We start from the raw sequence: 26635 nt of genomic DNA on the forward strand, positions 1-26635 counted from the left end.
ATCCACTTCTCCCCTGTTTAGAAGGACTGACACCATGCGTATCGTCGTTGCTCTGGGCGGTAATGCCCTGCTCCGCCGCGGCGAACCGATGACCGCTGACAACCAGCGCGCCAACATCCGGATCGCCACCGAACAGATCGCCAAGATCCATCCCGGCAACCAACTCGTCATCGCCCACGGCAATGGCCCCCAGGTCGGCCTGCTGTCATTGCAGGCGGCGGCCTACACCTCGGTTTCGCCCTACCCGCTGGACGTGCTCGGTGCCGAGACCGAAGGCATGATCGGTTACATCATCGAACAGGAACTGGGCAACCTGCTGGACTTCGAAGTGCCCTTCGCGACCCTGCTGACCCAGGTCGAAGTCGATGCCAATGACCCGGCCTTCAAGAACCCGACCAAACCCATCGGCCCGGTCTACAGCAAGGCCGAGGCGGAACAACTCGCCGCCGAGAAAGGCTGGGCCATTGCCCCGGACGGCGACAAGTACCGTCGCGTGGTCGCCAGTCCGAAACCCAAGCGCATCTTCGAAATCCGTCCGATCAAATGGCTGCTGGAAAAAAGCAGCATCGTGATCTGCGCCGGCGGCGGCGGCATTCCGACCATGTATACCTCGCCCGGCAAACTCGAGGGCGTCGAAGCGGTCATCGACAAGGACCTGTGCTCGGCGCTGCTGGCCGAACAGCTTGAAGCCGACTTGCTGGTGATCGCCACCGACGTCAACGCCGCTTTCATCGACTTTGGCAAACCCACGCAGAAAGCCATCGCCCAGGCACACCCCGACGAAATGGAAAAACTCGGCTTCGCCGCCGGCTCCATGGGACCGAAGGTGCAGGCAGCCTGCGAATTCGCGCGCCATACTGGAAAAGTGGCGGTGATTGGCTCGCTCGCGGACATCGAAGCGATCGTCCAGGGCAAGGCCGGTACGCGCATCAGCACGGCGACACCGGGCATTATTTACTTGTAAGGAGAGACGTATATGGCAATGTTTGAGCCAGGCCACTTGCACATCGAGCGTCACGCGCTGACCAAGGATGATGTCAGCTATAACGTGCACCTCGACTATAAGGTCGCGCAGGATCCCAAGAAAGGCAAAGGGATCGAGTTCACCATGCATGGCAGCATGCAGGGAAAGGCGATGACAGAGACCTTCTTCCTGCCTAAGGAGGAGGCCTACAACTTTGCCAACAACGTGACGAAAATCGCAGAGAAGTACGGTATCCCAAAGACACATAGCCAGATCGGCTCGGTGCACAAGCATTACGATTTGATGTTCGAAGACATCCGCAAGCAGCTGAATATGAAATCCGGCGACCCGATAGATCTCGAGAGCTTCGAGTAGCCCACATTTCCCTGTGGGAGCGGGCTTGCTCGCGAAGGCGGTGTATCAGTCACTATCAATGGTGCCTGATACGACGCCTTCGCGAGCAGGCTCGCTCCCACATTGGTTCGGTGGACACTTGCAAATCAGTTTCAAAATTTCACCATTAGCCCGCCCCAAGGCATACTTGCCACCCTCCGCACTGCAGAACCAAAACCGCCCCATGCGTATCCACGTCAGCTTCATCGACCGCGTCGGTATCACCCAGGAAGTCCTGGCCCTGCTTGGCGGGCGCAATCTGAACCTGGATGCGGTGGAAATGGTCCCGCCCAATGTTTACATCGACGCCCCGACCCTGAGCCCGCAAGTCCTCGAAGAACTGCGCGATGCCCTGTTCAGCGTGCGTGGCGTGCAAGCGGTGACGGTGGTCGACATCCTGCCCGGCCAGCGTCGGCACTTGCAGCTCGACGCGCTGCTTGCCGCCATGACCGACCCGGTGCTGGCACTGGACAGCGACGGCAAGGTGCTGCTGGCCAACCCGGCGTTGATCGCCCTGTACGGCCGCGAACCGAATGGTGAAAGTGTGGCCGAGCTGTTTGCCGACCCGGCCTTGCTCGACGCCCTGCTCGAACACGGCTTTCGCCTGCCGCTGCGGGAAATCATCGTCAATGGCCAGACCTTCCTGCTCGACGCCACACCGATCACCGACGCCGGCGCCCTGCTGACCCTGTACCAGCCGAACCGCATCGGCGAACGTCTTTCCGCACTGCACCATGACCACGCCGAAGGTTTCGATGCCCTGCTCGGCGAGTCCCCGGTGATCCGCACCCTCAAGGCGCGCGCCCAGCGGGTGGCGGCCCTCGATGCACCGCTGCTGATCCAGGGCGAAACCGGCACCGGCAAGGAACTGGTGGCCCGTGCCTGTCACGCCATCAGCGCCCGGCACAGCTCACCCTTTCTGGCGTTGAACTGCGCGGCATTGCCGGAGAACCTCGCCGAAAGTGAACTGTTCGGCTACGCCCCCGGCGCTTTCACCGGCGCGCAACGTGGCGGCAAGCCAGGGCTGATGGAGCTGGCCAACCAGGGCACGGTGTTTCTCGATGAAATCGGCGAGATGTCGCCGTATTTGCAAGCCAAGCTGCTGCGTTTCCTCAACGACGGCAGTTTTCGCCGGGTCGGCGGTGACCGTGAGGTCAAGGTCAACGTGCGGATCCTCAGCGCCACCCACCGCGACCTGGAAAAAATGGTCAGCGAAGGCCTGTTCCGCGAAGACCTGTTCTATCGCCTCAACGTCCTCAACGTCGAAGTCCCGCCCCTGCGCGAGCGCGGCCAGGACATCCTGCTGCTGGCCCGCTACTTCATGCAGCAGGCCTGTGCGCAGATCCAGCGCCCGATCTGTCGCCTGGCGCCAGGCACTTACCCGGCGCTGCTGGGCAACCGCTGGCCGGGCAACGTGCGGCAATTGCAGAACGTGATCTTCCGCGCCGCGGCGATTTGCGAAAGCAGCCTGGTGGACATTGGTGACCTCGACATCGCCGGCACCTCGGTAGCCCGCCAGGGCGACCATGACGTCGACAGCCTGGAACAGGCCATGGACGAATTCGAGAAGACCCTGCTGGAAAAACTCTACGTCAGCTATCCCTCGACCCGGCAACTGGCGACCCGCCTGCAAACCTCCCACACCGCGATTGCCCATCGGTTGCGCAAGTACGGCATTCCCGGCAAAGCCTGAGACCTGACACCGAACAATTGTGGGAGCGAGCCTGCTCGCGAATACGGTGGATCTGTCACTTCAATATTGCCTGACACTACGCCTTCGCGAGCAGGCTCGCTCCCACAGGGTTAGCAGCTGATCTGAAAATCGCGCCAAAAACGACCTCCATCTGTACTGAAAGCGCTACAGCGGAACGATATCGCTACACACCTCTCCGATCACGGCTGTGCAAGGCTTTGATCCACCTCGGCTTTTATCATTGACATACGCCGTATCGATTTCGCTACAGCGAATGAATTTCTATCTTTGTCACAACCGCCTAAATCATTGATCAATAACAATAAAAACAACATTGGCCGCGTTCTTGCTATGTAGTTCTCCATAACCAGGGCATCGCCCAAGCATTCAATCGCGTCCACCAGACGAGTCTGGCCCCTTAGGAGTTTCCATGAGCGAGTTGCGTTTTACTGAAGATCACGAATGGCTGCGCACCGAAGCTGACGGCAGCGTCACGGTCGGCATCACCGCTTTCGCACAGAACGCCCTGGGCGACGTGGTTTTCGTTCAACTGCCTGAGCTGCAGTCCTACGACAAAGGCGCCGAAGCCGCCACCGTGGAATCGGTAAAGGCTGCCAGCGGCGTGTACATGCCGCTGGACGGCGAAGTGCTGGAAGTGAACCCGGCGCTGGACAGCAGCCCTGAGCTGGTCAACGAAGATCCGCTGGGTGAAGGCTGGTTCTTCCGTTTCAAACCTGCCGATGCCTGCGCTGTCGGCCAACTGCTGGATCAGGACGCCTACGACCGCCTGATCAAAGCCCAAGCCGAAGCCTGAGGAGCACTGACATGACCCAGATCAATCTGACCACTGCCAACGAATTCATCGCCCGTCACATCGGCCCGCGCGCCGGTGACGAGCAAGCCATGCTCAACAGCCTCGGCTTCGACTCCCTGGAAGCCCTGAGCGCCAGCGTGATTCCCGACAGCATCAAGGGCACCAGCGTCCTCGGCCTGGAAGACGGCTTGAGCGAAGCCGATGCCCTGGCCCTGATCAAGTCCATCGCGAGCAAAAACCAGCTGTTCAAGACCTTCATCGGCCAGGGTTACTACGGCACCCACACGCCGTCGCCGATCCTGCGCAACCTGCTGGAAAACCCGGCCTGGTACACCGCCTACACCCCGTACCAGCCAGAAATCTCCCAGGGCCGTCTCGAAGCGCTGCTGAACTTCCAGACCCTGATCAGCGACCTCACCGGCCTGCCGATCGCCAACGCCTCGCTGCTCGACGAAGCCACCGCCGCTGCCGAAGCCATGACCTTCTGCAAACGCCTGAGCAAGAACAAAGGCAGCCACCAGTTCTTCGCCTCCGTGCATTGCCACCCGCAGACCCTCGACGTACTGCGCACCCGTGCCGAGCCTCTGGGCATCGACGTAGTGGTTGGCGACGAGCGCGAACTGACCGACGTGACGCCGTTCTTCGGCGCCCTGCTGCAATACCCGGCAAGCAACGGTGACGTGTTCGATTACCGCGAGCTGACCGAACGTTTCCACGCCGCCAACGCCCTCGTCGCAGTGGCGGCCGACCTGCTGGCCCTGACCGTGCTGACCGCACCGGGCGAATTCGGTGCCGACGTGGCTATCGGCAGCGCACAGCGCTTCGGCGTGCCGCTGGGCTTCGGTGGCCCGCACGCGGCGTACTTCTCCACCAAGGATGCATTCAAGCGTGACATGCCGGGCCGCCTGGTCGGTGTTTCCGTAGACCGTTTCGGCAACCCGGCCCTGCGCCTGGCCATGCAGACCCGCGAGCAACATATCCGTCGCGAGAAAGCCACATCGAACATCTGCACCGCGCAAGTGCTGCTGGCCAACATCGCCAGCATGTACGCCGTTTACCACGGTCCGAAAGGCCTGACGCAGATCGCCAATCGTGTGCATCACCTGACTGCGATCCTGGCCAAAGGCTTGAGCGCATTGGGTCTGAACGTCGAGCAAGCGAACTTCTTCGACACCCTGACCGTGAAGACCGGCGCTCAAACCGCCGCCCTGCACGACAAGGCGCACGCCCAGCGCATCAACCTGCGCGTGGTCGATGGCGAACGCCTGGGCCTGTCCCTGGACGAAACCACCACTCAAGCCGACGTTGAAACCCTGTGGAGCCTGCTGTCCGACGGCAAGACCCTGCCGGACTTCGCCGCCCTCGCCGCCTCGGTGCAGAGCGCCATCCCGGCCGCGCTGGTACGTCAGTCGCCGATCCTCAGCCACCCGGTGTTCAACCGTTATCACTCGGAAACCGAGCTGATGCGCTACCTGCGCAAACTGGCGGACAAGGACCTGGCGCTGGACCGCACCATGATCCCGCTGGGTTCGTGCACCATGAAACTCAACGCCGCCAGCGAAATGATCCCGGTGACCTGGGCCGAGTTCGGTGCCCTGCATCCGTTCGCCCCGGCCGAGCAAAGCGCCGGTTATCAGCAATTGACCGACGAACTGGAAGCCATGCTGTGCGCTGCGACCGGCTACGACTCGGTATCCTTGCAACCGAACGCCGGCTCCCAGGGTGAATACGCAGGTCTCTTGGCGATCCGTGCCTACCACCAGAGCCGTGGCGAAGACCGCCGCGACATCTGCCTGATCCCGTCGTCGGCCCACGGCACCAACCCGGCCACCGCTCAGATGGCCGGTATGCGTGTGGTCGTGACCGCGTGCGATGCCCGTGGCAACGTCGACATCGAAGACCTGCGCGCCAAGGCCATCGAGCACCGCGAGCACCTCGCCGCGCTGATGATCACCTACCCGTCGACCCACGGCGTGTTCGAAGAAGGCATCCGCGAAATCTGCGGCATCGTTCATGACAACGGCGGCCAGGTGTACATCGACGGCGCCAACATGAACGCCATGGTCGGCCTCTGCGCGCCGGGCAAGTTCGGCGGCGACGTGTCGCACCTGAACCTGCACAAGACCTTCTGCATCCCCCACGGCGGTGGCGGCCCGGGCGTCGGCCCGATCGGTGTGAAATCGCACCTGGCGCCGTTCCTGCCGGGCCACGCACAGATGGAGCGCAAGGAAGGCGCCGTTTGCGCGGCACCGTTCGGCAGCGCGAGCATCCTGCCGATCACCTGGATGTACATTCGCATGATGGGTGGCGCGGGCCTCAAGCGTGCTTCGCAGCTGGCGATCCTCAATGCCAACTACATCTCCCGTCGCCTCGAAGAGCACTATCCAGTGCTGTACACCGGCAGCAACGGCCTGGTGGCGCATGAGTGCATCCTCGACCTGCGTCCATTGAAAGACAGCAGCGGCATCAGCGTCGATGACGTGGCCAAGCGCCTGATCGACTTCGGTTTCCACGCGCCGACCATGTCGTTCCCGGTAGCCGGCACGCTGATGATCGAGCCGACCGAAAGCGAATCCAAGGAAGAACTGGACCGCTTCTGCGACGCCATGATCCGCATCCGCGAAGAAATCCGCGCGGTGGAAAACGGCACCCTGGACAAGGACGACAACCCGCTGAAAAACGCTCCGCACACTGCCAAGGAACTGGTGGGCGAGTGGTCGCACCCGTACAGCCGCGAGCAAGCGGTTTACCCGGTTGCGTCGCTGATCGAAGGCAAGTACTGGCCGCCGGTCGGTCGCGTCGACAACGTGTTCGGCGACCGCAACCTGGTCTGCGCCTGCCCGTCGATCGAAAGCTACGCTTAAACCAATGAGGGGGCGGATTGATCCGCCCCCGATTTCCAGAACACCCCACAACCCTGTGGGAGCGAGCTTGCTCGCGATGACGGACTGACAGCCACCATCAATGTCGACTGAACGACCGCTATCGCGAGCAAGCTCGCTCCCACAGGGATCTGTGCCAAGTCTTATGTTCCGTGAATTCCTATAACAAGAAACCGGAGAACCACCATGTCGTTAAGCGTGTTCGACCTGTTCAAGATTGGCATCGGCCCCTCCAGCTCCCACACCGTCGGTCCGATGCGCGCCGCTGTGCGCTTCGTCGAAGGCCTGCGCCGTGAAGGGCTGCTGACGGCCACCACCTGCGTCAAGGTCGAGCTGTACGGCTCGCTCGGCGCCACCGGTAAAGGCCACGGCAGTGACAAGGCTGTGCTGCTGGGCCTGGAAGGCGAACACCCGGACACCGTGGATACCGAAACCGTCGCTGCGCGCCTGCAAGAGATTCGCAGCAACGCACGCTTGAACCTGCTCGGCGAACACAGCATCGCGTTCAACGAGAAAGAACACCTGGCGATGATTCGCAAACCCTTGCCCTATCACCCCAACGGCATGATTTTTCGCGCCTTCGATGCGGCGGGTTTGCAGATCCGCAGCCGCGAGTACTACTCGGTGGGTGGCGGGTTTGTCGTTGATGAGGACGCAGCAGGCGCCGATCGCATCGTCGAAGACGCCACGCCCCTGACCTTCCCCTTCAAAAGCGCCAAGGACTTGCTCGCTCATTGCGCCAAATACGGCCTGTCGATCAGCCAGGTGATGCTGACCAACGAAAGCGCCTGGCGCCCGGAAGCGGAAACCCGCGCCGGCCTGCTGAAAATCTGGCAGGTCATGCAGGACTGCGTCGCCGCCGGTTGCCGTAATGAAGGCATCCTGCCCGGTGGCTTGAAGGTCAAACGCCGGGCGGCAGCGCTGCATCGGCAATTGTGCAGCAACCCTGAATCGTCCTTGCGCGATCCGCTGTCAGTGCTGGACTGGGTCAACCTGTACGCCCTGGCCGTCAACGAAGAAAACGCCAACGGCGGACGCGTGGTCACGGCACCCACCAATGGTGCGGCCGGGATCATTCCGGCGGTACTGCATTACTACATGCGCTTTATCCCCGGCGCGAATGATGACGGGGTGGTGCGTTTTCTCCTCACTGCCGCCGCCATCGGCATTCTGTACAAGGAAAACGCCTCGATTTCCGGCGCCGAAGTCGGCTGCCAGGGTGAAGTCGGCGTCGCCTGCTCGATGGCGGCCGGAGCCTTGTGCGAAGTGCTCGGTGGCAGCGTGCAACAAGTGGAGAACGCCGCGGAAATCGGCATGGAACACAACCTCGGGCTGACCTGCGACCCGATTGGCGGGCTGGTGCAGGTGCCTTGCATCGAGCGCAACGCCATGGGTTCGGTCAAGGCCATCAATGCGGTGCGCATGGCCATGCGTGGCGACGGGCAACATTTCGTCTCCCTCGACAAGGTCATCCGCACCATGCGCCAGACCGGCGCCGACATGAAAAGCAAATACAAGGAAACCGCCCGTGGCGGTTTGGCGGTCAACATTATCGAGTGCTGATGCGCGCTCATCTGCACCCTTCTTCAGGAGCTGAATATGTCCACCGAACAACTGTTGAAAACCCCGTTGCACGCACTGCACATCGAACTCGGCGCGCGCATGGTGCCGTTCGCCGGCTATGACATGCCGGTGCAATACCCGCTGGGCGTGATGAAAGAACACCAGCACACCCGCGACCAGGCCGGGCTGTTCGATGTCTCGCACATGGGCCAGATCCGCCTGACCGGCGCCGATGCCGCCAAGGCCCTGGAAACCCTGGTGCCGGTGGACATCATCGACCTGCCGGTGGGCATGCAGCGTTACGCGATGTTCACCAATGCGACGGGCGGCATCCTCGATGACCTGATGGTCGCCAATCTGGGCAATGACGAACTGTTCCTGGTGGTCAACGCCGCTTGCAAGGATCAGGACCTGGCCCACCTGCGCAAGCACATCGGTGAGCAGTGCACGATCGAGCCTTTGTTCGAAGAGCGTGCGCTGCTCGCCCTGCAAGGCCCGGCTGCCGTGACGGTACTGGAGCGCCTGGCCCCTACAGTGGCGAAGATGACCTTCATGCAGTTCGCCCGCGTGAAGCTGCTGGGCGTGGACTGTTTTGTCAGCCGCTCGGGTTACACCGGCGAAGACGGTTTCGAAATTTCCGTCCCCGCCGCCAACGCCGAAGCCCTGGCTCGCGCCCTGCTGGCCGAACCGGAAGTGGCCGCCATCGGCCTTGGCGCCCGCGATTCCCTGCGCCTGGAGGCGGGCTTGTGCCTGTACGGGCATGACATGAACACCGAGACCAGCCCGATCGAAGCGAGCCTGCTGTGGGCGATCTCCAAGCCGCGTCGCGCCGATGGCGCTCGGGCCGGCGGCTTCCCTGGCGCCGAAACCGTGTTCGCCCAGCAACAGGCAGGTGTCAGCCGCAAGCGCGTCGGCCTGTTACCGCAGGAACGCACACCGGTGCGCGAGGGCGCCGAGATCGTCAACGAAGCCGGCGACATCATCGGTAGCGTCTGCAGTGGCGGTTTCGGGCCGACCCTGGGCGGGCCGCTGGCCATGGGTTATGTCGACAGCGCCTATATCGCACTGGACACACCCGTCTGGGCGATTGTGCGTGGGAAAAAGGTGCCTTTGCTTGTAAGCAAAATGCCATTTGTTCCACAACGCTACTATCGCGGCTGATTGAATGTTCCTATAAGTAACGCGGTTGCGTTAACTGTGCACTAATGTGTAACGCAACCGCCATAAAATAGTGCATTGTTTGGCTCTAAGCTTCGATTATGAACTTTGCTTATAACGATCGAAAACATTTGAACAGCGCTAGCGTATAAGGCCCCACTAGTGGACTGACTTTGCCATCAACCTGAGGAAATACGGGGCCTTCACAGGGCTTGTTTTTTCTCCCGTAGTTGGCGTAGAGTTTGTTCACTGTGTTTGCATGGGTCGCTTGGAATCGTGACCTGGGCAGTAGCCTACAAGTTAGCTACATCCCGTTCGACGTCTTCTTACTCTCCTGCAACCAGCCCCAGTACTCTTTCATGAGAAGGAGACTGTCATTAATTTTTTGCGTCAAAGGAAATAAGAAATGTCCCAACGTCAGAGCGGTACCGTCAAGTGGTTTAACGACGAGAAAGGTTTTGGTTTTATCACTCCTGAAAGCGGTCCGGATCTGTTCGTGCATTTCCGCGCCATCCAGGGCAACGGCTTCAAGAGCCTGAAAGAAGGCCAGAAAGTGACTTTCATCGCCGTGCAGGGCCAGAAAGGCATGCAGGCTGACGAAGTACAAGCAGAAGCCTAATCTTCTGTAACGAAAAAGCCCCTGATGCTGACATCAGGGGCTTTTTTGTGCGCGCAAATCCGTAAAATGGCTTCTTTTTCCGCCGAGAGCCTGCCATGTCGAAACACCTGCTTACTCCCCAGGGCGACTTTCCTGCCGCTGGTCTGGGTCGTCGTCTGGCAGCCATGTTCTATGATTTCCTGCTGTGCACCGCCCTGCTGATCGTCACCAGCGGCATCTACAAGATGATCCAGATGGCGATCATCGGCGAAGAAAGGATGCGCACCCTGACCGAAGCCGGCGCGCTGGACGGCGATCCCCTGCTCTCCACAGTCCTGCTGTTCGTACTGTTTGGCTTCTTCGCCAAATTCTGGACCTGGTCGGGTCAGACCTTGGGCATGCAGGTCTGGTGCATTCGCGTCCAGAACGCCGACGGCTCATCCATCAGCCTGTGGCAGGCGCTGTTGCGCTTTGTGGTGTCGATCGCTTCCTTGCTGTGTGTTGGCCTTGGGTTCTTCTGGTCGCTGTTCGACAAACAGCAACGCAGCTGGCATGACATGTATTCCAACACCCGGCTTGTGCGGATTCCAAAGAAGACCAAATAATTTCCCGACGCAGAAACCACTGTGGGAGCGAGCTTGCTCGCGATGGCGTAGTGTCAGTCAATTTCAATGGTGACTGATACGCCGCTATCGCGAGCAAGCTCGCTCCCACAGTTTTTTGTGCTTGGTTGAAAGATCTTATGCGTTACCCGCCAGTTTCATCCGCGCCGCCTGGGTGAAGTCCAGCATCCGCTTGAGAGGTCGAATCGCCTGCGGGATCAGCGCCGGATCGACAAAGATCTCGTTCGTGCCTTCTTTCAACGCCTTGAGCGTGCGCTCAAGAGTGTTCATGGCCATCCACGGGCAATGTGCGCAACTGCGGCACGCCGCGCCGTTACCCGCCGTCGGGGCTTCGATAAAGACCTTGTCCGGGCACAGCTGCTGCATCTTGTAGAAGATGCCGCGGTCGGTGGCAACAATCAGCGTCTTGTTCGGCAGGCTCTGTGCCGCCGCGATCAACTGACTGGTGGAGCCCACGGCGTCGGCCAGTTCAATCACCGAAGTCGGCGACTCCGGGTGCACCAGGATCGCCGCATCCGGGTACAGCGCCTTCATGTCTTCAAGCTGCTTGGACTTGAACTCTTCGTGAACGATGCAGGCACCGTCCCACAGCAGCATGTCGGCACCGGTCTGGCGCTGGATGTAGGTACCCAGGTGCTTGTCCGGGCCCCAGATGATGGTCTCGCCGTTGTCCATCAGGCTTTCGACGATTTCCAGCGCACAGCTTGAAGTCACCACCCAATCCGCGCGGGCTTTTACCGCAGCGGAAGTGTTGGCGTACACCACGACCGTGCGCTCCGGGTGTTGATCGCAGAACGCGGAAAACTCGTCCACCGGGCAACCCAGGTCGAGCGAACAGGTCGCTTCGAGGGTCGGCATCAGCACGCGTTTCTCCGGATTGAGGATCTTGGCAGTCTCCCCCATGAACTTCACGCCGGCGACGACCACGGTCTTGGCCGGATGGGCATTGCCGAAGCGGGCCATCTCCAGCGAGTCGGAGACACAGCCCCCCGTCTCTTCGGCCAGCGCCTGAATGACAGGGTCACAATAGAAGTGGGCCACCAGCACCGCGTCCTGAGCCTTGAGCTCGGCAGCGATGGCGGCACGGTAGTAAGCCTCTTCATCGGCGGTCAGCGGTTTGGGCTGTTTGGCGTCGAGGTGGGCTTGAACCAGAAGGCGTTCGGATATTTGCGTCATGTTCGCAAGACCTGCAAGCGCATTCGCGCGAAAGTCGAGTATACACCCGGCTCCAGACCCTTCAGGGTACCGCCGGGAAAGTGGGTATTCATCAGGCACGGACAGCGTTGAAGCTGCGCAAGGCTACAGAATATCCGACAGATGCAAAAGATGATTCTGACCTGCGCCCTGCGCAGCAGCCCGAAGCGAGGCGGACTTGAATCGCAGGCAAAAAAAAATCCGGAAATCCTCACTTGCGTGGGCCTTCCAGACTTTTAAAACTGCTAAAAATGGTGGGTCGTGTGGGATTCGAACCTACGACCAATTGGTTAAAAGCCAACTGCTCTACCAACTGAGCTAACGACCCGCTGTGTGGTGGCGCGTATAATACTGATTTTTAAGGACTATTCAACACCTATTTTGAAAAAAATCAAAAATAAGGTGTTGGGTCGCTGATTCCGGCCGCTGCAAAGCCTTCCGCGCGCAGTCGGCAGCTGTCGCATTTGCCGCACGCACGGCCATCATCGTCGGCCTGATAGCAGGAAACGGTCAGCCCATAGTTCACGCCAAGCTTCACGCCCGCCTGGACGATCTGCGCCTTGCTGAGGTTTTGCAGCGGTGCCTGAATGCGGAAGCCATTGCCTTCCACGCCGGCCTTGGTTGCCAGGTTGGCCATGCGCTCGAACGACTCGATGAACTCGGGACGGCAGTCCGGGTAACCGGAGTAATCCACCGCATTGACGCCGATGAAGATGTCCCGCGCACCGAGCACTTCAGCCCAGCCCAGGGCCAGGGACAGGAACACCGTGTTACGCGCAGGCACGTAAGTGACAGGAATGCCCTCACCCAACGCTTCCGGAATATCGATGCTGCGGTCGGTCAGCGCCGAGCCACCCATGCCGTTAAGGTTCAGGCCGATCACCTTGTGCTCCACCACCCCCAGATCCCGCGCCACGCGCTCGGCGGCGTACAGTTCGGCGTGAGAGCGCTGACCGTAGTCGAAGCTCATGGTGTAGCAGCTGTAGCCTTCGGCGCGCGCCATGGCCACCACGGTCGCCGAGTCCAGGCCACCGGACAGCAGGATGACCGCACGTTTTTCAGCAGTGTTGAGTTGTTCAGTCATTTCAGCGCCCCGGCTCGTCATTCCATAGATATTTATGCAGCTGCAATTGCAAACGCACTGGCAGGTTGTCCGCCACCACCCAGTCCGCCAGGTCCCGGGCATTGAGATCATGGTGGCTTGGCGAAAACAGGACTTCGCCGGCGCGCTGGTCAAGGCCGTACTGGATCAGTTTGGAAACGGACCAGTCATAGTCCTCCCGCGAACAGATGACAAACTTCACCTGATCGTTGGGCGTGAGCAGCTCGATGTTTTCGTAGCGATTGCGGTGCGCTTCCTTCGATCCCGGGGTTTTCAGGTCGACAACGCGACTGACCCGGGAATCTACTGGCGAGATATCGATAGAGCCACTGGTTTCCAGTGACACTTCGTAACCGGCGTCGCACAAGCGCTTGAGCAAGGGAATGGCGTTGGGTTGCGCCAGGGGCTCGCCGCCCGTGACACAGACATAACGCGGGCGGAAACCGGCGACCTGCTCGAGGATGTCGTCGAGGGTGCGAATGGTTCCGCCGGTGAACGCGTAGGCGCTGTCGCAGTATTGGCAACGCAACGGACAACCGGTCAGGCGCACAAAAACCGTGGGCAGGCCGGCAGTCCGAGTTTCACCCTGCAACGAGTAGAAAACTTCGGTGATTCTCAATGTGTCTTGCATAGTCGCCACGGGCGTAACAGCTAAACAGGCTGTCCGCCTCCGTCAGGCACTTCAAGGAACCCCGGCAATGCGCAGATCCCAAAAAGCGTGTTTCAGAAAAAGGGGGTGAATTCTAACGAAAAAACCCGCGACAAGCGCGGGTTTCTTTGAAACGGCTCAAGCCGCCTTACATTTTCTGCAGGTCACGCTGCGCCAGCTGAGCAGCGGAAGTGCCCGGATACTGGGACACGACCTGCTGCAGAATGCCCTTGACCCGGTCGGTATGACCGAGACGGCGCTCTACATCAGCGAGCTTGTACAGCGAATCAGGCACCTTGGCGTGCTTGGGATACAGCTGCGAAACCTTGGCAAACGCCTGACCTGCACCTTGCAGATCGCCTTTGGCCAGGTTCACTTCGCCCAGCCAGTACTGGGCGTTGCCCGCATACTGACTGTTCGGGTATTTGCGCAGGAATGCGGCGAAAGCCTGGCTGGCCTTGTCGAAATCCTTGGCCTTGATCAGGTCGAAGGCAGCATCGTAATAGAGCTTTTCCTTCGCCGGATCTGCCGGTTCGCTACCCGCTGCAGGTGCTTGAGCGGCGGCTGCGCCAGCTGCTGCACCTGCGGCTGCACCGGGGGCGTTCAATTCACCACCGGTGGAAGAATTTTCAGGAGTCGCGGCTGGTGCAACGCCGGTTCCTATGCGCCGATCAAGATCCTGGTATCGCTCCAGGCTTTCCTGCTTCATGCGCGCTACATCATTTTGCAGTTCCTCGATCACACCCTGTTGGCGCGAGATCTGTTCTTGCATTTGTTGCAGTTGGTTGAACAGCTGGCCCTGTGCCGAGACAGGGGTCGAAACCCCTCCCCCGGCATAGGCGCCGTTCGTACCGTAACCTGCAGGCGGATAACTGCTCCCGCTATTGTTATAGCCGGAGTCATTATCGACCACAGGAACCGCAGCCCACGCCGCAAGCGGCGCGAGGCTGAGAGCCAGAACAGTTACAGCACGACGGCACGTTCGCATGACGAATTACTTACGCAGTTCGACGCGACGGTTTTGAGCCCAGGACTGCTCGTCGTTGCCGGTAGCAACTGGACGCTCTTCGCCGTAGGAAACCAGTTCCAGCTGAGCTGGGGAAACGCCTTGCAGTACCAGGTAGCGCTGAACGGCTTTCGCACGACGCTCGCCCAGTGCCATGTTGTACTCACGAGTACCACGTTCGTCGGTGTTGCCTTCCAGAACAACGCGAGCGCCGTTTGCTTTCAGGTCTTTGGCGTGAACGTCCAGAGCGCGCATGGCTTCTGGCTTCAGGTCCGAGCTGTCGTATTCGAAGTAGAAAGTGGTGATAGCGCGCAGTGCAGCTTCTTCGCTCAGGGAGCCGTCAACTGCACCAGTGTTTGCGCCGTAACCAGCGTTTGGATCTACCGCGCCTTCACCGGCATTGTCGCCGCCTTTGGACGAGCAACCTACAGCTACAGCCATGGCCAGTGCCAGCGCAGCAAATTTACCAAACTTCAGCATTTCCATCGTGAAACTCCTAATGAACCCCAGTGTGTTAAGTAAAACGTATAGCGCCGCGTCAGTTCAGGTAAGGGGACCAGGAAGGTTCTCTGACTTCGCCTTGTGCGGTAGGAAGCGGGAGCCTTACGCGTCCATTGATGGACACGAGCATCAAGACTCCCCGGCCCTGCTGGCGGGTGGCGTAGATTACCATGGTGCCGTTGGGCGCGACAGTAGGCGACTCGTCCAGAGTGCTATCAGTGAGGATTTTTACACTACCGCGCTGCAAATCCTGGGCCGCCACCTTGAAATTGGTGAAGCCATCCTGACGGTGAATCATGACAAGCGTCTTTTCATCAGCCGACAATTTAGGGTTGGCGTTGTAGTTACCGACGAAAGTCACGCGTTCGGCACCGCCGCCACCTGCGCTGGTCTTGTAGATCTGCGGTTTGCCGCCACGGTCGGAAGTGAAGTAGATGGTCGAGCCATCCTTGCCCCAGAACGGTTCGGTGTTGATGCCAGGACCGTTGGTGATGCGGCTGATCTGACGCGAGCCCAGGTTCATCACATAGATGTCCGGGTTGCCGTCTTTGGACAGCACGAACGCCAGGCGATTGCCATCCGGCGACCAGGCAGGTGCACCGTTCAGGCCTTCGAAGTTGGTGATCTGCTCACGGCGACCGGTGTCGATGTTCTGCATGAAGATACGCGGACGCTTCTGCTCGAAGGAGACATAAGCGATGCGCTTGCCATCCGGTGCGAAACGCGGAGACAGGATCGGCTCACGCGATTGTAGCAGGGTCACGGCGCGGGCACCGTCGTAGTCCGAACGCTGCAGGGTGTAGCGAGTGTTGTTCTCGGAGAAACGCTCGGCCGTTACGTACAGCAGGCGAGTCGAGAAGGCACCCTTGATACCCGTGAGTTTTTCGAACGACTGGTCGGAGATGTAGTGCGCCATGTCGCGCAACTGATCGACACCGCCCGACACGCTGCCGGTCAGCACTTGCTGCTCGGTGGCTACGTTGAACAGTGCATATTGCACCTGCAGGCGACCGCCCGCCGGAACGATGCTGCCGACCATGACGTACTGGGCACCCAGTGCCTTGAAGTCACGGAAGATGATTTCGCCGGCCTGGCTCGGCTGGCTGATCATGTTCTGCTTTGGAATCGGCGAGTAGTAACCCGAGTTGCGCAGGTCGTTACCGATGATTTCCGCCATGTCGTCCGGCAGCACGCTACCGCCCTGGAAGCCGAACGGTACAACGGCGATCGGGGTCGCCCGATCGCTGCCACTGGTAACCAGAATGTTTTTCTCATCTGCCATCGCCATCCCTGCCATGCAGCAGATAACGACCAGCATTCCTCGAAGAAGGTTTCTCACAAGGCTAGATCCTCAGGTGTGAATGTCATCTTGAATGAACGATACGGAGCGAAATCACTCGGCTTCATTCCCTGCATTTCTGTCAAACGTCCAATATTCTTCACTGCTGCAACAGCCGATGCGTCAAACGGACCGTCGCCACTGGACCTGGACACGCTGACCGAAGTCACCGTACCGTCCGGCAACATGCCGATTTGCAACACGACCGTCATACCTTTGCGTGCCGAAGGTGGACGAGCCCAGCCTTCCGCTGCACGCGCACGAATAAGGTCGTCGAAACTGCCGGCGACTTCGTCGCCCTGCTCATCGGCCAAGGCCTGCTGACGCTGCGGCGTGTCGGAAAGCAAATCTGCCAGGGCCTGAGCCTTTTTGTCTTCGGCGGATTTACGCGCCGCTTCCTGCGATTTCTTCTTCGCAGCATCGGCAGCAGCTTTCTTCTTCGCTTCCTCGGCGACTTTCTTCTTCGCCTCTTCAGCCTCGGCTTTCTTCTTGGCGTCTTCCGCGGCTTTCTTCTTCGCGTCTTCGACGATCTTTTTCTTGGCTTCTTCAGCGGCCGCTTTCTTGGCCTCTTCTTCAGCAGCCTTCTTGGCTTCTTCTTCCGCTTTCTTCTTGGCTATATCAGCCAATTGTTTCTCTTCTGCCTTCTTGGCTTCGGCGGTCTTCTTCGCTTCATCGGCTTTCTTGGCTTCATCAGCCTTTTTTGCCTCTTCCGCTTTCTTCGACTCGTCGGCCTTCTTGGCTTCCTCGGCCTTTTGAGCCGCTTCTTCTTTCTTTTGTTCCGCAGCCTTCACCGCTTCCTGCTCGACCTTTTTCTGCTCCATCTGCTCGACTTCGGTCTGGCGCGCGGCGGATTTCTTCGCCTCACCCGCAATCTTCTGATTGGTCTGGGTGGTCGCCTGACTTTTCGATTTCAGCTGGTACAGGGTCGCCTGGACAATCGGCTTGGCCGGCGGCAACTCCGGGGTAAAGGCAAAACTGACAAACAGCATGCCGAACACCAGCACGTGCAAGCCAATCGCCCAGACACTAGGCCAGAAGTAGCTTTCCGAGGCGGACGGCTCTCGCTGTTGCTGCATCAGGGCGCCTCGGTAATCAAGCCAACATTACCGACGCCGGCCTTCTGCAATCCGCCCATGGCGCCCATGACAGAGCCGTAGTCGACACTCTTGTCGCCGCGAATGAAGACCTGGGTACGCTTGCCGCCTTCGTTGCCGACGCGAATGATCTTGGTCACCGCGTCGGTCATCTGCGGCAGGGTCATCGCCCTGTCCTGCTGCTTCTCGGTGTCGACTTCGCTGCCAAGGTTCCAGTAGTAGGTCTTGTCAGACTTGATGGAAATGGTCAGGACCTGGGTGTTGTTGTCCTGCGGCAAGGCTTCGCTGGAAACCTTGGGCAGATCAACTTTCACGCCCTGATTGAGCATCGGCGCGGTCACCATGAAGATGACCAGCAGCACCAGCATCACGTCGATGTAAGGCACTACGTTCATCTCGGCGACCGGCTTGCGCTTGTTTCGTGCTCGAGCGATTAAAGCCATTGGAAATTACCTGCTTATTCTTCGCTGGTGTGCACTTTGCGGTGCAGGATCGCCTGGAATTCATCGGCGAAGGTGTAGTAGCGGCTGATCAGCGTTTCACTGCGAGCGGCAAAACGGTTGTAAGCGATAACGGCTGGAATGGCCGCGAACAGACCGATGGCCGTGGCGATCAGTGCTTCGGCGATACCCGGGGCCACAGTGGCCAGGGTCGCTTGCTGGGCGGTGGCCAGGCCACGGAAGGAGTTCATGATCCCCCAGACGGTACCGAACAGACCGATGTAGGGGCTGACGGAACCGACAGTGGCGAGAAAGGGCAGGCTCTGTTCGAGCTTTTCTTCCTCGCGGGAAATCGCAACGCGCATGGCACGGGCCACGCCTTCCATGACCGCTTCCGGATCAACGCCTGACTGCTGGCGCAGGCGGGAGAATTCCTTGAAACCGGCACGGAAGATTTGCTCGACACCCGAATCGGGGTCCGGGTTGCTGCCGGCCTGGCGGTACAGCTTGGACAGGTCGATACCCGACCAGAAGCGCTCTTCAAAGCTCTCCAGGGCACGTCGACCGGCGCGCAGCAAGTTGCTGCGCTGAAAGATCATGATCCACGAGGTCACCGATGCGGCTACCAGGGTCAGCATTACCAGTTGCACCACGATACTGGCATTGCTGACCAGGCTCCACATGGAGGAATGGTCGACGACGTTAGCTTCCACGCTTTATCTCCTGCTTTGAGTGTGTACCCGCGCCGCTCACGTCGGCAAAGGCCGCTCGTAGAGCTTCGGGAATGGCCCGGGGTTTCAAACTTTCAGTGCGCACACAGGCCACCAGAAACTGCCCTTCGCAGAGCAGCACATTATCCGTCGCCCGCCTGACCTGCTGCTTGAAGCGCAGGCTGGCACGGTTCAATTCGATTACTTCAGCGCTTACCAGCAGTTCGTCGTCCAGTCGCGCCGGCGCGTGGTAGCGCGCTTCGCTGGAATGCACGACGAACAACAGGTCCTCCCCTGCCAGCTGTGATTGGGCAAAGCCCAGATCTCGCAGCCGCTCGGTTCGAGCCCGTTCCATAAACTTGAGGTAATTGACGTAATACACGATGCCGCCCGCATCGGTGTCCTCGTAATAAACGCGACAACGATGTGCGAAAGGCTCAAGCCCGTTTTGCGCGCGCATACTCTAGTGCTTACTCCTCAGGTTGCCAATCCGGCCAGGCAACTGTTTTTCATTGATCTGCGGCTTTCTTGCGAAAGTACGGTCCTGGGACCCTACATTGCCCGAAAAAATCAGCACGCAACGTTAATTAATCGTCACTGGCACCGAGGAACTCGTCTGCCACGGGCATTTCGCCCAATCGTGACGGAATGTTTAAACCGAAATGCAGATAGGCATGCCGCGTCACCACTCGCCCCCTTGGCGTGCGCATGATGTAGCCCTGCTGGATCAGGTAAGGCTCCAGCACGTCTTCAATGGTGTGACGCTCTTCGCTGATGGCGGCAGCCAGACTGTCGACCCCGACCGGCCCGCCATCGAACTTCTCGATCATGGTCAGCAACAGGCGCCGGTCCTGGTGATCGAAACCACGCTCGTCGACGTCCAGCAGGTTCAGCGCCAGATCGGCAATCGGCTTGGTGATATGCCCCTTGGCGCGAACTTCGGCGAAATCTCGTACCCGGCGCAACAGTCGGTTGGCAATTCGTGGCGTGCCACGGGCACGGCGGGCGATTTCGAAGGCGCCTTCCGGGTCCAGCGGCAAACCCAGGATGCTCGCCGAACGACTGACGATCGTCGACAAGTCGGCGTTATTGTAGAACTCAAGACGTTGAACGATGCCGAAACGGTCGCGCAACGGGTTGGTCAGCATGCCTGCCCGGGTCGTTGCGCCGACCAGGGTGAACGGTGGCAGATCGAGCTTGATCGAACGCGCAGCCGGGCCTTCGCCAATCATGATGTCGAGCTGGAAATCTTCCATGGCCGGGTACAGCACTTCTTCAACGATGGGCGACAGGCGATGGATTTCGTCGATGAACAGCACATCGTGAGGCTCAAGGTTGGTCAACAGTGCTGCGAGATCACCCGGACGCTCCAGCACCGGGCCCGAAGTGCTCTTGATCGACACCCCCATTTCCTGGGCGATGATGTTGGCGAGGGTGGTCTTGCCCAGGCCCGGCGGCCCGAAGATCAGCGTGTGATCCAGGGACTCGTTACGACCGCGAGCCGCCTGAATGAACAACTCCATCTGCTCGCGAACGGTCGGCTGGCCAATGTATTCCGCCAGGCTGACCGGGCGGATCGCCCGGTCCTGGACTTCTTCGCGCTCACGCGGACTGTGCGTGGCGGCGATCAGACGATCAGCTTCAATCACTTAGATCATTCCCTTCAAGGCGCGACGGATCATGTCTTCACTGCTCAAACCTTTCTCCTTGATCGCAGACACCGCCTTGCTCGCTTCCTGCGGCTTGTAGCCCAGGGAGATCAGGGCGCTGACGGCGTCATTTTCAGCAGTGTTCACCGGGGCCGGTCCATCCGGCTGGTTCGGCACCAGGGCAAACATGGCCGGTACGGTTTCCCAGGCCTTGAAGCGATCCTTGAGTTCCACCAGCAAACGCTCGGCGGTTTTCTTGCCCACACCTGGCACCTTGGTCAGTGCCGAAGTGTCCTGGGACTGTACGCAACGAACCAGTTCATCGACTTCCAGACTCGACATCAAGGCCAGCGCCAGTTTCGGCCCGACACCATTGAGGCGGATCAACTCGCGGAAAAAATCGCGCTCACGCTTGCCGACGAAACCATAGAGTAACTGTGCGTCTTCACGCACGACCAGATGAGTGTGCAACGTCAGCGGCTCACCGACCGACGGCAAGCGATAGAGGGTCGTCATGGGCACTTCGAGTTCATAACCCAGACCGTTTACATCCAGAATCAGGTGTGGAGGCTGCTTCTCAGCCAGGGTGCCGCGCAAACGTCCAATCACGTTACAAATCCTTGAGCGTTGGCCAGCTCTGGGCCAGCGACTGATGGAGCAAGGGAGTGGCGCCGACAACCCGGGCGAAACGCCCTCACCCCATGAAAATGATTGCTGATGCTATCAGAGACGCAGGCGCCCGCCACGACTGCGTGCCGCCCCGAGACCATGGGGCAGCAGACTGGAGCGGGTATGAGCATGACAGATGGCAATGGCCAGGGCGTCCGAAGCATCGATCTGCGGCTTGCTGGTCAGCTTGAGCATGTGCATGACCATCATCTGCACCTGCTCCTTGTTGGCCGAGCCGGTACCGACCACTGCCTGCTTGACCTGGGTTGCGCTGTATTCGGCAATTTCCAGGCTTTCCTCGGCTCCCGCCACGATCGCCGCGCCACGGGCCTGCCCCAGTTTCAGGGCGGAATCAGCGTTACGGGCCATGAACACCTTTTCGATCCCCATGGTCACCGGATGGTAGGTCTGAATGATCTCCCGCACCCCGCGATAGACAATCTGCAGTCGCTCAGGCAACTCGCCGGCACCGGTGCGGATACAACCGGAGGCGACGTACTCGCAGCCACGGCCGGTATCACGAACCACACCGTAACCGGTGATGCGCGAACCGGGGTCGATACCAAGAATTAAAGTCATAACGCCTGCGGGTTTTAAAGGTAGGAGCGAGCTTGCTCGCGATGAACGTTAACGATAACGCGGGTTGCCTGAATTGACGCGGCGCTCTCAGGCTCATCGCGAGCAAGCTCGCTCCTACAGAAGAAACAGATCAACCGAGCTGTGCGGCCACCGATTCCGGGATTTCCGCGTTGGAGTAGACGTTTTGCACGTCATCCAGGTCTTCGAGCATGTCGATCAGCTTGAGGACCTTCTCGGCGCCTTCCAGATCGAGCTCGGCGCTGGTGGTCGGCAGCATGACGATTTCCGCGTCGTCACCCTTGAAGCCCGCCGCTTCCAGTGCGTTACGCACGGAATAGAATCCGGCAAACGAGGTGAAAACGTCGATCGAACCGTCTTCGTTGGTCACCACGTCATCGGCGTCGGCTTCCATGGCCGCTTCCATCAGCGCGTCTTCGTCAACGCCGGCGGCGAAAGAGATCTGTCCCTTGCGTTCGAACAGATAGGCCACCGAACCGTCAGTCCCGAGGTTGCCGCCGCACTTGCTGAACGCATGGCGAACTGCGGCCGCGGTACGGTTACGGTTGTCGGTCATGCATTCGACCATCACCGCCACGCCACCTGGACCGTAACCTTCGTAGGTCAGCTCGACCACGTCGTCGGTGTCGGCAGCGCCGGTACCGCGGGCGACAGCACGATCGATGATGTCGCGACTCATGTTGGCACCCAGGGCCTTGTCCAGGGCCAGGCGCAGACGCGGATTGGAGCCTGGATCACCACCACCCTGACGGGCAGCGACGGTCAGCTCACGAATCCACTTGGTGAAGATCTTGCCCCTCTTGGCATCCTGACGTTCTTTGCGGTGCTTGATGTTCGCCCACTTGGAATGACCTGCCATAACTCGCTCCGAATTCTCTTTGAAACATTGCCCGCCGCGCTGTATTGCGCCGGCCGGCAAACAAAAATCTTGAACAACTCTGCCTATAAAGAAAGGGCGCATCCGCAGATGCGCCCTTCGGGTCAGCCTTACTCGGCCTTAGGCGTTTCACGCAGACGAATGTGCAACTCGCGCAATGCCTTGGCATCCACCTGGCCCGGCGCCTGGGTCATGACATCGGCCGCGCTCTGGGTTTTCGGGAAGGCGATCACTTCACGGATCGACTGCGCGCCGGTCATCAGCATCACCAGACGGTCCAGGCCGAAGGCCAGGCCACCGTGCGGCGGAGCGCCGTATTTCAGGGCGTCGAGCAGGAAGCCGAATTTCTCTTCCTGTTCCACTTCGTTGATGCCCAACAGGCGGAAGACCGCTTGTTGCATCTCTTTGCGGTGGATACGAATCGAACCGCCACCCAGCTCGGTGCCGTTCAACACCATGTCATAGGCACGGGACAGAGCGCCCGCCGGGTTGGCTTCCAACTCCGCCGGGGAGCACTTCGGCGCGGTGAACGGGTGGTGCAAGGCGCTGAAGCTGCCGTCGTCGTTCTCTTCGAACATCGGGAAATCAACGACCCACATCGGAGCCCATTCGCAGGTCAGCAGACTCAGGTCGTGACCGAGCTTGATGCGCAATGCGCCCAACGCTTCGCTGACGATCTTGGCCTTGTCGGCACCGAAGAACACGATGTCGCCGTCAACTGCACCAACACGATCCAGGATCACGTTGAGGTTGGCTTCAGGGATGTTCTTCACGATCGGCGATTGCAGACCGTCAACACCATTGGCGCGCTCGTTGACCTTGATGTACGCCAGGCCCTTGGCACCGTAGATGCCGACAAACTTGGTGTAGTCGTCGATCTGCTTGCGCGGCATGCTCGCGCCGCCAGGCACGCGCAAGGCGGCGATGCGGCATTTCGGGTCGTTGGCCGGGCCGCTGAACACCTTGAAGTCGACTTCCTTGAGCTGGTCGGCCACGTCGACCAGTTCCAGCGGGTTACGCAGGTCTGGCTTGTCGGAACCGTAGCGGCGCATGGCTTCTTCGAAGGTCATGTGCGGGAACTCGCCGAATTCCAGGCCCAGCACTTCCTTGAACAGGTTGCGGATCATTTGCTCGGTCAGGCCCATGATCTCTTTTTCATCGAGGAAGCTGGTCTCGATGTCGATCTGGGTGAATTCCGGCTGGCGGTCGGCCCGCAGGTCTTCGTCGCGGAAGCACTTGGCGATCTGGTAGTAACGGTCGAAGCCGGCCACCATCAACAGTTGCTTGAACAGCTGCGGCGATTGCGGCAAGGCGAAGAACGAACCGGCATGAGTACGGCTCGGCACCAGGTAGTCGCGCGCGCCTTCCGGGGTAGCACGGGTCAGGATCGGCGTCTCGACGTCGAGGAAGCCGTTCTCGTCCAGGAAGCGACGGATGCTGGTGGTCATGCGCGAGCGCAGACGCAGCTTCTCGGCCATTTCCGGGCGACGCAGGTCGAGGAAGCGATAGCGCAGGCGGGTTTCTTCACCGACGTCGGAGAATTCGTTCAGCGGGAACGGCGGGGTTTCCGATTCGTTCAGCACTTCCAGCTCGTAGCCGAGGACTTCGATCATGCCCGACGCCATGTTGGCGTTGGTCGCACCGGCCGGACGCAGGCGAACCTTGCCGGTGATCTTCACGACGTACTCGCTGCGCACGCGATCGGCCGCGGCGAAGGTTTCAGCGCGGTCCGGATCGAACACGACCTGGGCCAGACCATCACGATCACGGATATCGAGGAAAATCACCCCACCGTGGTCACGGCGACGGTGAACCCATCCGCAAAGGGTAATTTCCTGGCCGTCCAGGCTTTCGTTCAGTTGGCCGCAATAATGGCTGCGCATCATGGTCGTGGTTTCACTTCTCGTAATTCGAAATTCGGTTGGAGATCCTACAGCAGCCCCGCCTTTAAAAAGGCGCCGGGTGATGCAAGAACTCGCGTGTGTCGTTCAATTCAGGTGCAGGACCTTAGTCAGCTTTGTCGCCGCCGGCCAGGTTCTTCTTGGAACCGGTCTTGAAATCGGTTTCGTACCAACCCGTGCCGCTGAGGCGAAAGCCCGGCATGGACAGCATTTTCTTAAGCTCTGGCGCCTGACAGGCAGGGCAGTCGACCAGCGGTGCATCGCTGATCTTTTGAATGGCTTCCAACTGATGACCACAGGAAGCACATTGATAATCGTACATCGGCATGGAGGTTGTCTCGGCGATCAGATTGCTACCGCACACGCAGGGTTTCGCGGCAAAGAGCGGGATTATATCCATTAAATGCGGCCTGTGCAGCCGTAAGACTGCACAGACCGACACTCTGCCGTTTTCGTCGCCCTGACTAGGCGGTGACGATGCATCCCCCTTCCTTGAGGCTGTGTACGACACAGACAACCCGCACCAATCCACTGAAATTCCTTACTCCGCCATGACGCAAGTGAACTTCGCGATCCAGATGGGATAACAGGCTACTGACCGAACAACCGTTGGCCCGGGCCATCCCCCCCAAAACATCCCAATAAACCTGCTCAAGCCGCAAACAGGTTGCGAAGCCATTCAATCGTACGGATCGGGACATGGGCTGAGCCAATCCCATATCGAACTCGCGAACAAACGGATCAACCCTTACATCCCTGTGCGAACCGTATCGGCCCTCTTCTTGCCTTTCATAAACCATAACGCTGACACTCCTTTGCCATCCTGGTTTCTTAAAGCGAAACTGCCTGTCGACTTATAAAAACGCAGGTGCAAAGGTATTTTCCAGCCGACTTTATGACCCTCGACGTAGGATAAGCCAACAACTTATGGCAGACCCTGGAGATCGCCCTACTCCGGACGTTTTCCCACGCAGCGAAGCGATGCCCCCTTCAGAAGCACCTACGCAATGGCGTAGGAAAGAAGAACGCCAAGCAGCCACGCCACTTTTCATGCGCCTGCATACGCGGATCAGCAAGTCACCTGCCTTACCGCAGCCGCAAAACTTCGGACAACCTGCGGCAAATCACCGCCAAAGAGCCGCCGGACGCCCTGATTTGAGTAGCTTGCGGCTTTGCTGTTAAATAGACGACGTGTCGCCAGTGCCTATTTTTCCGGGCATGGCGCATAGGCTGATACCGGGCACGTGTCCAACGCCTCTTTATTGTCTTGAAGCGAACCGTGCGCCATCAGCTCTTCCTTGTGAGCTGCCTTAAAGTGAGTTAATCAAAATGTTGAAAATCGTCCATCTGTTGATAGGCGCAGCAGCCTTGCTGCTGTCCTTCATCCCTAGCCTGCACCCTGAAGCCTTGCCTTACCTGCAACAACCTGATGCGCTGTACCTGGCCCTCTTCGGCCTGCTCAATCTCACGCTTGCACCTGTCATCCCTTACTGGAACAAAGGTCCGCGCCACCAACTGCAAAACCTGGTCAGTGTCCTGCTGGCTCTGGCGGTAGTCCTGCAGACTCTGACGCTGATCGCGCCGATGCCTGTCATCGCCGGTCAACCTGCCGTTCTATTCAGCCTGGTCGCAGCCCTGATCGCTGTTGCCCTGCACCTGGGCATCAGCTTCTACAAATCGTCACCGGTCGCTGCCTCGCCAAGCTACGACATGAGCAACCGCGATACCGGCACCGTCAAGTGGTTCAACACGTCCAAAGGCTTCGGCTTCATTTCCCGCGACTCCGGCGACGATATCTTCGTCCACTTCCGGGCCATTCGCGGTGAAGGCCACCGTGTCCTGGTAGAAGGCCAGCGCGTGGAATTCTCTGTCATGAATCGTGACAAGGGCCTGCAAGCCGAAGATGTGATCGCCGCACTGCCGCGTCGCTGATTCAAGGCTGAAAAAAACCGCGCACAGCCTGGCTGTACGCGGTTTTTTAATGCCTGCATGTTGCTTACTGCAGGTACTTAGTAGTGCGGCGGTGGCGCTTCCTCTTCGAACGATTCGAACTGGCCGACCATTTCCTCCTGCCGTTTGAGCAACGCAGCCATTTGCAGTTGAAGACGCTCAACCACCCGCTGCTGCGCGACCAGCACATCATTCAATGCCTGGATGGTGTCATCCTGAAAGGCCAGGCGGCTTTCAAGGTCGGTAACGCGTTCTTCCAGGCTCATGGT

28 protein-coding genes and 1 tRNA gene are annotated in these 26635 nt (G+C 59.5%); 10 read left to right on the top strand and 19 right to left on the bottom strand.

The genetic code is table 11. From position 1 onward, the window contains the following. Positions 1 to 34: 34 nt before the first annotated feature. The 9 genes from arcC to PPUTUW4_RS21745 all read left to right on the top strand — a co-directional run bounded on the left by arcC (position 35) and on the right by PPUTUW4_RS21745 (position 10670). On the top strand, positions 35 to 964 hold the full coding sequence (gene arcC / locus PPUTUW4_RS21705) for a carbamate kinase (protein ID WP_007977288.1): 930 nt from the start codon (positions 35 to 37) through the stop codon (positions 962 to 964). A gap of 12 nt (positions 965 to 976) precedes the next feature. After that, on the top strand, positions 977 to 1339 hold the full coding sequence (locus PPUTUW4_RS21710; RefSeq protein ID WP_015096589.1) for a DUF5064 family protein: 363 nt from the start codon (positions 977 to 979) through the stop codon (positions 1337 to 1339). 202 nt (positions 1340 to 1541) lie between these two features. After that, the gene (locus PPUTUW4_RS21715; RefSeq protein WP_007977290.1) at positions 1542 to 3050 is read left to right on the top strand and encodes a sigma-54-dependent transcriptional regulator; all 1509 of its coding nucleotides are present in this window, start codon (positions 1542 to 1544) and stop codon (positions 3048 to 3050) included. 430 nt (positions 3051 to 3480) lie between these two features. Further along, a complete protein-coding gene (gene gcvH / locus PPUTUW4_RS21720) occupies positions 3481 to 3864 on the top strand; it encodes a glycine cleavage system protein GcvH (protein WP_015096590.1) in 384 nt (127 codons plus the stop codon). Positions 3865 to 3875: 11 nt separating this feature from the next. Further along, positions 3876 to 6728, top strand: coding sequence for an aminomethyl-transferring glycine dehydrogenase (gene gcvP, locus PPUTUW4_RS21725; RefSeq protein WP_015096591.1), 2853 nt, complete (start codon positions 3876 to 3878; stop codon positions 6726 to 6728). A 204-nt stretch (positions 6729 to 6932) separates the two neighbouring features. Then, entirely contained in the window at positions 6933 to 8309 is a 1377-nt protein-coding gene (locus PPUTUW4_RS21730; protein ID WP_015096592.1) for an L-serine ammonia-lyase, read from the top strand. Between the two features lie 36 nt (positions 8310 to 8345). Beyond that, on the top strand, positions 8346 to 9470 hold the full coding sequence (gene gcvT, locus PPUTUW4_RS21735) for a glycine cleavage system aminomethyltransferase GcvT (protein WP_015096593.1): 1125 nt from the start codon (positions 8346 to 8348) through the stop codon (positions 9468 to 9470). 403 nt (positions 9471 to 9873) lie between these two features. Continuing rightward, positions 9874 to 10086, top strand: a complete 213-nt coding sequence (locus tag PPUTUW4_RS21740) for a cold-shock protein (protein WP_007977299.1) — start codon at positions 9874 to 9876, stop codon at positions 10084 to 10086. A gap of 95 nt (positions 10087 to 10181) precedes the next feature. Beyond that, positions 10182 to 10670: an RDD family protein gene (locus PPUTUW4_RS21745; protein ID WP_015096594.1), complete on the top strand. Its 489-nt coding sequence runs from the start codon at positions 10182 to 10184 to the stop codon at positions 10668 to 10670. A 135-nt stretch (positions 10671 to 10805) separates the two neighbouring features. On the opposite strand, the gene nadA is transcribed toward PPUTUW4_RS21745, so the two are convergent. The 18 genes from nadA to PPUTUW4_RS21835 form a co-directional block, all read right to left on the bottom strand. After that, on the bottom strand, positions 10806 to 11864 hold the full coding sequence (gene nadA, locus PPUTUW4_RS21750) for a quinolinate synthase NadA (RefSeq protein WP_015096595.1): 1059 nt from the start codon (positions 11862 to 11864) through the stop codon (positions 10806 to 10808). A gap of 270 nt (positions 11865 to 12134) precedes the next feature. Continuing rightward, positions 12135 to 12210: transfer RNA gene (locus PPUTUW4_RS21755), tRNA-Lys, on the bottom strand. 63 nt (positions 12211 to 12273) lie between these two features. After that, positions 12274 to 12966 (bottom strand): 7-cyano-7-deazaguanine synthase QueC, encoded by a 693-nt coding sequence (gene queC / locus PPUTUW4_RS21760; RefSeq protein WP_015096596.1) that lies wholly within the window; start codon positions 12964 to 12966, stop codon positions 12274 to 12276. A gap of 1 nt (position 12967) precedes the next feature. Next, the gene (gene queE / locus PPUTUW4_RS21765; RefSeq protein ID WP_007977310.1) at positions 12968 to 13615 is read right to left on the bottom strand and encodes a 7-carboxy-7-deazaguanine synthase QueE; all 648 of its coding nucleotides are present in this window, start codon (positions 13613 to 13615) and stop codon (positions 12968 to 12970) included. 166 nt (positions 13616 to 13781) lie between these two features. Further along, complete coding sequence (ybgF, locus tag PPUTUW4_RS21770) at positions 13782 to 14621, bottom strand: tol-pal system protein YbgF (protein ID WP_015096597.1); 840 nt, start codon at positions 14619 to 14621, stop codon at positions 13782 to 13784. A 6-nt stretch (positions 14622 to 14627) separates the two neighbouring features. Further along, the gene (gene pal, locus PPUTUW4_RS21775) at positions 14628 to 15125 is read right to left on the bottom strand and encodes a peptidoglycan-associated lipoprotein Pal (RefSeq protein ID WP_003178634.1); all 498 of its coding nucleotides are present in this window, start codon (positions 15123 to 15125) and stop codon (positions 14628 to 14630) included. A 52-nt stretch (positions 15126 to 15177) separates the two neighbouring features. Further along, positions 15178 to 16458, bottom strand: a complete 1281-nt coding sequence (gene tolB, locus PPUTUW4_RS21780; RefSeq protein ID WP_177325122.1) for a Tol-Pal system beta propeller repeat protein TolB — start codon at positions 16456 to 16458, stop codon at positions 15178 to 15180. Between the two features lie 17 nt (positions 16459 to 16475). Continuing rightward, positions 16476 to 17555 (bottom strand): cell envelope integrity protein TolA, encoded by a 1080-nt coding sequence (gene tolA / locus PPUTUW4_RS21785; protein ID WP_015096599.1) that lies wholly within the window; start codon positions 17553 to 17555, stop codon positions 16476 to 16478. Next, a complete protein-coding gene (gene tolR, locus PPUTUW4_RS21790) occupies positions 17555 to 18007 on the bottom strand; it encodes a protein TolR (RefSeq protein ID WP_162130368.1) in 453 nt (150 codons plus the stop codon). Before tolR ends, tolA begins: the two co-directional genes overlap by 1 nt. Before the next feature lie 23 nt (positions 18008 to 18030). After that, positions 18031 to 18726 carry a protein TolQ gene (gene tolQ, locus PPUTUW4_RS21795; protein ID WP_008052448.1) on the bottom strand — a complete coding sequence of 232 codons (696 nt, stop codon included), beginning with the start codon at positions 18724 to 18726 and terminating at the stop codon, positions 18031 to 18033. After that, on the bottom strand, positions 18716 to 19183 hold the full coding sequence (ybgC, locus tag PPUTUW4_RS21800) for a tol-pal system-associated acyl-CoA thioesterase (RefSeq protein ID WP_007990726.1): 468 nt from the start codon (positions 19181 to 19183) through the stop codon (positions 18716 to 18718). The genes tolQ and ybgC overlap by 11 nt, the downstream gene beginning before the upstream one ends. A gap of 127 nt (positions 19184 to 19310) precedes the next feature. Continuing rightward, on the bottom strand, positions 19311 to 20372 hold the full coding sequence (gene ruvB / locus PPUTUW4_RS21805; RefSeq protein WP_015096600.1) for a Holliday junction branch migration DNA helicase RuvB: 1062 nt from the start codon (positions 20370 to 20372) through the stop codon (positions 19311 to 19313). Next, on the bottom strand, positions 20373 to 20981 hold the full coding sequence (gene ruvA / locus PPUTUW4_RS21810; protein ID WP_007995640.1) for a Holliday junction branch migration protein RuvA: 609 nt from the start codon (positions 20979 to 20981) through the stop codon (positions 20373 to 20375). Between the two features lie 114 nt (positions 20982 to 21095). Further along, positions 21096 to 21620 (bottom strand): crossover junction endodeoxyribonuclease RuvC, encoded by a 525-nt coding sequence (ruvC, locus tag PPUTUW4_RS21815; RefSeq protein ID WP_015096601.1) that lies wholly within the window; start codon positions 21618 to 21620, stop codon positions 21096 to 21098. A gap of 130 nt (positions 21621 to 21750) precedes the next feature. Beyond that, complete coding sequence (locus tag PPUTUW4_RS21820; RefSeq protein ID WP_007995641.1) at positions 21751 to 22497, bottom strand: YebC/PmpR family DNA-binding transcriptional regulator; 747 nt, start codon at positions 22495 to 22497, stop codon at positions 21751 to 21753. Between the two features lie 128 nt (positions 22498 to 22625). After that, a complete protein-coding gene (gene aspS / locus PPUTUW4_RS21825) occupies positions 22626 to 24401 on the bottom strand; it encodes an aspartate--tRNA ligase (protein WP_007977331.1) in 1776 nt (591 codons plus the stop codon). A gap of 121 nt (positions 24402 to 24522) precedes the next feature. After that, positions 24523 to 24744 (bottom strand): zinc ribbon domain-containing protein, encoded by a 222-nt coding sequence (locus PPUTUW4_RS21830; RefSeq protein WP_007977333.1) that lies wholly within the window; start codon positions 24742 to 24744, stop codon positions 24523 to 24525. Positions 24745 to 24880: 136 nt separating this feature from the next. Then, positions 24881 to 25216 (bottom strand): ribbon-helix-helix domain-containing protein, encoded by a 336-nt coding sequence (locus tag PPUTUW4_RS21835; RefSeq protein WP_015096602.1) that lies wholly within the window; start codon positions 25214 to 25216, stop codon positions 24881 to 24883. Between the two features lie 529 nt (positions 25217 to 25745). Between PPUTUW4_RS21835 and PPUTUW4_RS30570 the strand changes: the two genes are divergently transcribed. Next, positions 25746 to 26348, top strand: coding sequence for a cold-shock protein (locus tag PPUTUW4_RS30570; protein WP_015096603.1), 603 nt, complete (start codon positions 25746 to 25748; stop codon positions 26346 to 26348). Between the two features lie 77 nt (positions 26349 to 26425). On the opposite strand, the gene PPUTUW4_RS21845 is transcribed toward PPUTUW4_RS30570, so the two are convergent. Beyond that, positions 26426 to 26632 (bottom strand): SlyX family protein, encoded by a 207-nt coding sequence (locus PPUTUW4_RS21845; RefSeq protein WP_007977339.1) that lies wholly within the window; start codon positions 26630 to 26632, stop codon positions 26426 to 26428. Positions 26633 to 26635 lie beyond the last annotated feature (3 nt).

Source organism: Pseudomonas sp. UW4, assembly GCF_000316175.1.
Lineage (GTDB): Bacteria > Pseudomonadota > Gammaproteobacteria > Pseudomonadales > Pseudomonadaceae > Aquipseudomonas > Aquipseudomonas laurylsulfatiphila.

Excerpts from the sequence above, each read along its gene's own strand:
- arcC (WP_007977288.1), top strand. The coding sequence starts at position 35 with ATGCGTATCGTCGTTGCTCTGGGCGGTAATGCCCTGCTCCGCCGCGGC.
- PPUTUW4_RS21710 (WP_015096589.1), top strand. The coding sequence starts at position 977 with ATGGCAATGTTTGAGCCAGGCCACTTGCACATCGAGCGTCACGCGCTG.
- PPUTUW4_RS21715 (WP_007977290.1), top strand. The coding sequence starts at position 1,542 with ATGCGTATCCACGTCAGCTTCATCGACCGCGTCGGTATCACCCAGGAA.
- gcvH (WP_015096590.1), top strand. The coding sequence starts at position 3,481 with ATGAGCGAGTTGCGTTTTACTGAAGATCACGAATGGCTGCGCACCGAA.
- gcvP (WP_015096591.1), top strand. The coding sequence starts at position 3,876 with ATGACCCAGATCAATCTGACCACTGCCAACGAATTCATCGCCCGTCAC.
- PPUTUW4_RS21730 (WP_015096592.1), top strand. The coding sequence starts at position 6,933 with ATGTCGTTAAGCGTGTTCGACCTGTTCAAGATTGGCATCGGCCCCTCC.
- gcvT (WP_015096593.1), top strand. The coding sequence starts at position 8,346 with ATGTCCACCGAACAACTGTTGAAAACCCCGTTGCACGCACTGCACATC.
- PPUTUW4_RS21740 (WP_007977299.1), top strand. The coding sequence starts at position 9,874 with ATGTCCCAACGTCAGAGCGGTACCGTCAAGTGGTTTAACGACGAGAAA.
- PPUTUW4_RS21745 (WP_015096594.1), top strand. The coding sequence starts at position 10,182 with ATGTCGAAACACCTGCTTACTCCCCAGGGCGACTTTCCTGCCGCTGGT.
- nadA (WP_015096595.1), bottom strand. The coding sequence starts at position 11,864 with ATGACGCAAATATCCGAACGCCTTCTGGTTCAAGCCCACCTCGACGCC.
- queC (WP_015096596.1), bottom strand. The coding sequence starts at position 12,966 with ATGACTGAACAACTCAACACTGCTGAAAAACGTGCGGTCATCCTGCTG.
- queE (WP_007977310.1), bottom strand. The coding sequence starts at position 13,615 with ATGCAAGACACATTGAGAATCACCGAAGTTTTCTACTCGTTGCAGGGT.
- ybgF (WP_015096597.1), bottom strand. The coding sequence starts at position 14,621 with ATGCGAACGTGCCGTCGTGCTGTAACTGTTCTGGCTCTCAGCCTCGCG.
- pal (WP_003178634.1), bottom strand. The coding sequence starts at position 15,125 with ATGGAAATGCTGAAGTTTGGTAAATTTGCTGCGCTGGCACTGGCCATG.
- tolB (WP_177325122.1), bottom strand. The coding sequence starts at position 16,458 with ATGCTGGTCGTTATCTGCTGCATGGCAGGGATGGCGATGGCAGATGAG.
- tolA (WP_015096599.1), bottom strand. The coding sequence starts at position 17,555 with ATGCAGCAACAGCGAGAGCCGTCCGCCTCGGAAAGCTACTTCTGGCCT.
- ybgC (WP_007990726.1), bottom strand. The coding sequence starts at position 19,183 with ATGCGCGCGCAAAACGGGCTTGAGCCTTTCGCACATCGTTGTCGCGTT.
- ruvC (WP_015096601.1), bottom strand. The coding sequence starts at position 21,620 with ATGACTTTAATTCTTGGTATCGACCCCGGTTCGCGCATCACCGGTTAC.
- PPUTUW4_RS21820 (WP_007995641.1), bottom strand. The coding sequence starts at position 22,497 with ATGGCAGGTCATTCCAAGTGGGCGAACATCAAGCACCGCAAAGAACGT.
- aspS (WP_007977331.1), bottom strand. The coding sequence starts at position 24,401 with ATGATGCGCAGCCATTATTGCGGCCAACTGAACGAAAGCCTGGACGGC.
- PPUTUW4_RS21830 (WP_007977333.1), bottom strand. The coding sequence starts at position 24,744 with ATGCCGATGTACGATTATCAATGTGCTTCCTGTGGTCATCAGTTGGAA.
- PPUTUW4_RS21835 (WP_015096602.1), bottom strand. The coding sequence starts at position 25,216 with ATGGTTTATGAAAGGCAAGAAGAGGGCCGATACGGTTCGCACAGGGAT.
- PPUTUW4_RS30570 (WP_015096603.1), top strand. The coding sequence starts at position 25,746 with ATGTTGAAAATCGTCCATCTGTTGATAGGCGCAGCAGCCTTGCTGCTG.
- PPUTUW4_RS21845 (WP_007977339.1), bottom strand. The coding sequence starts at position 26,632 with ATGAGCCTGGAAGAACGCGTTACCGACCTTGAAAGCCGCCTGGCCTTT.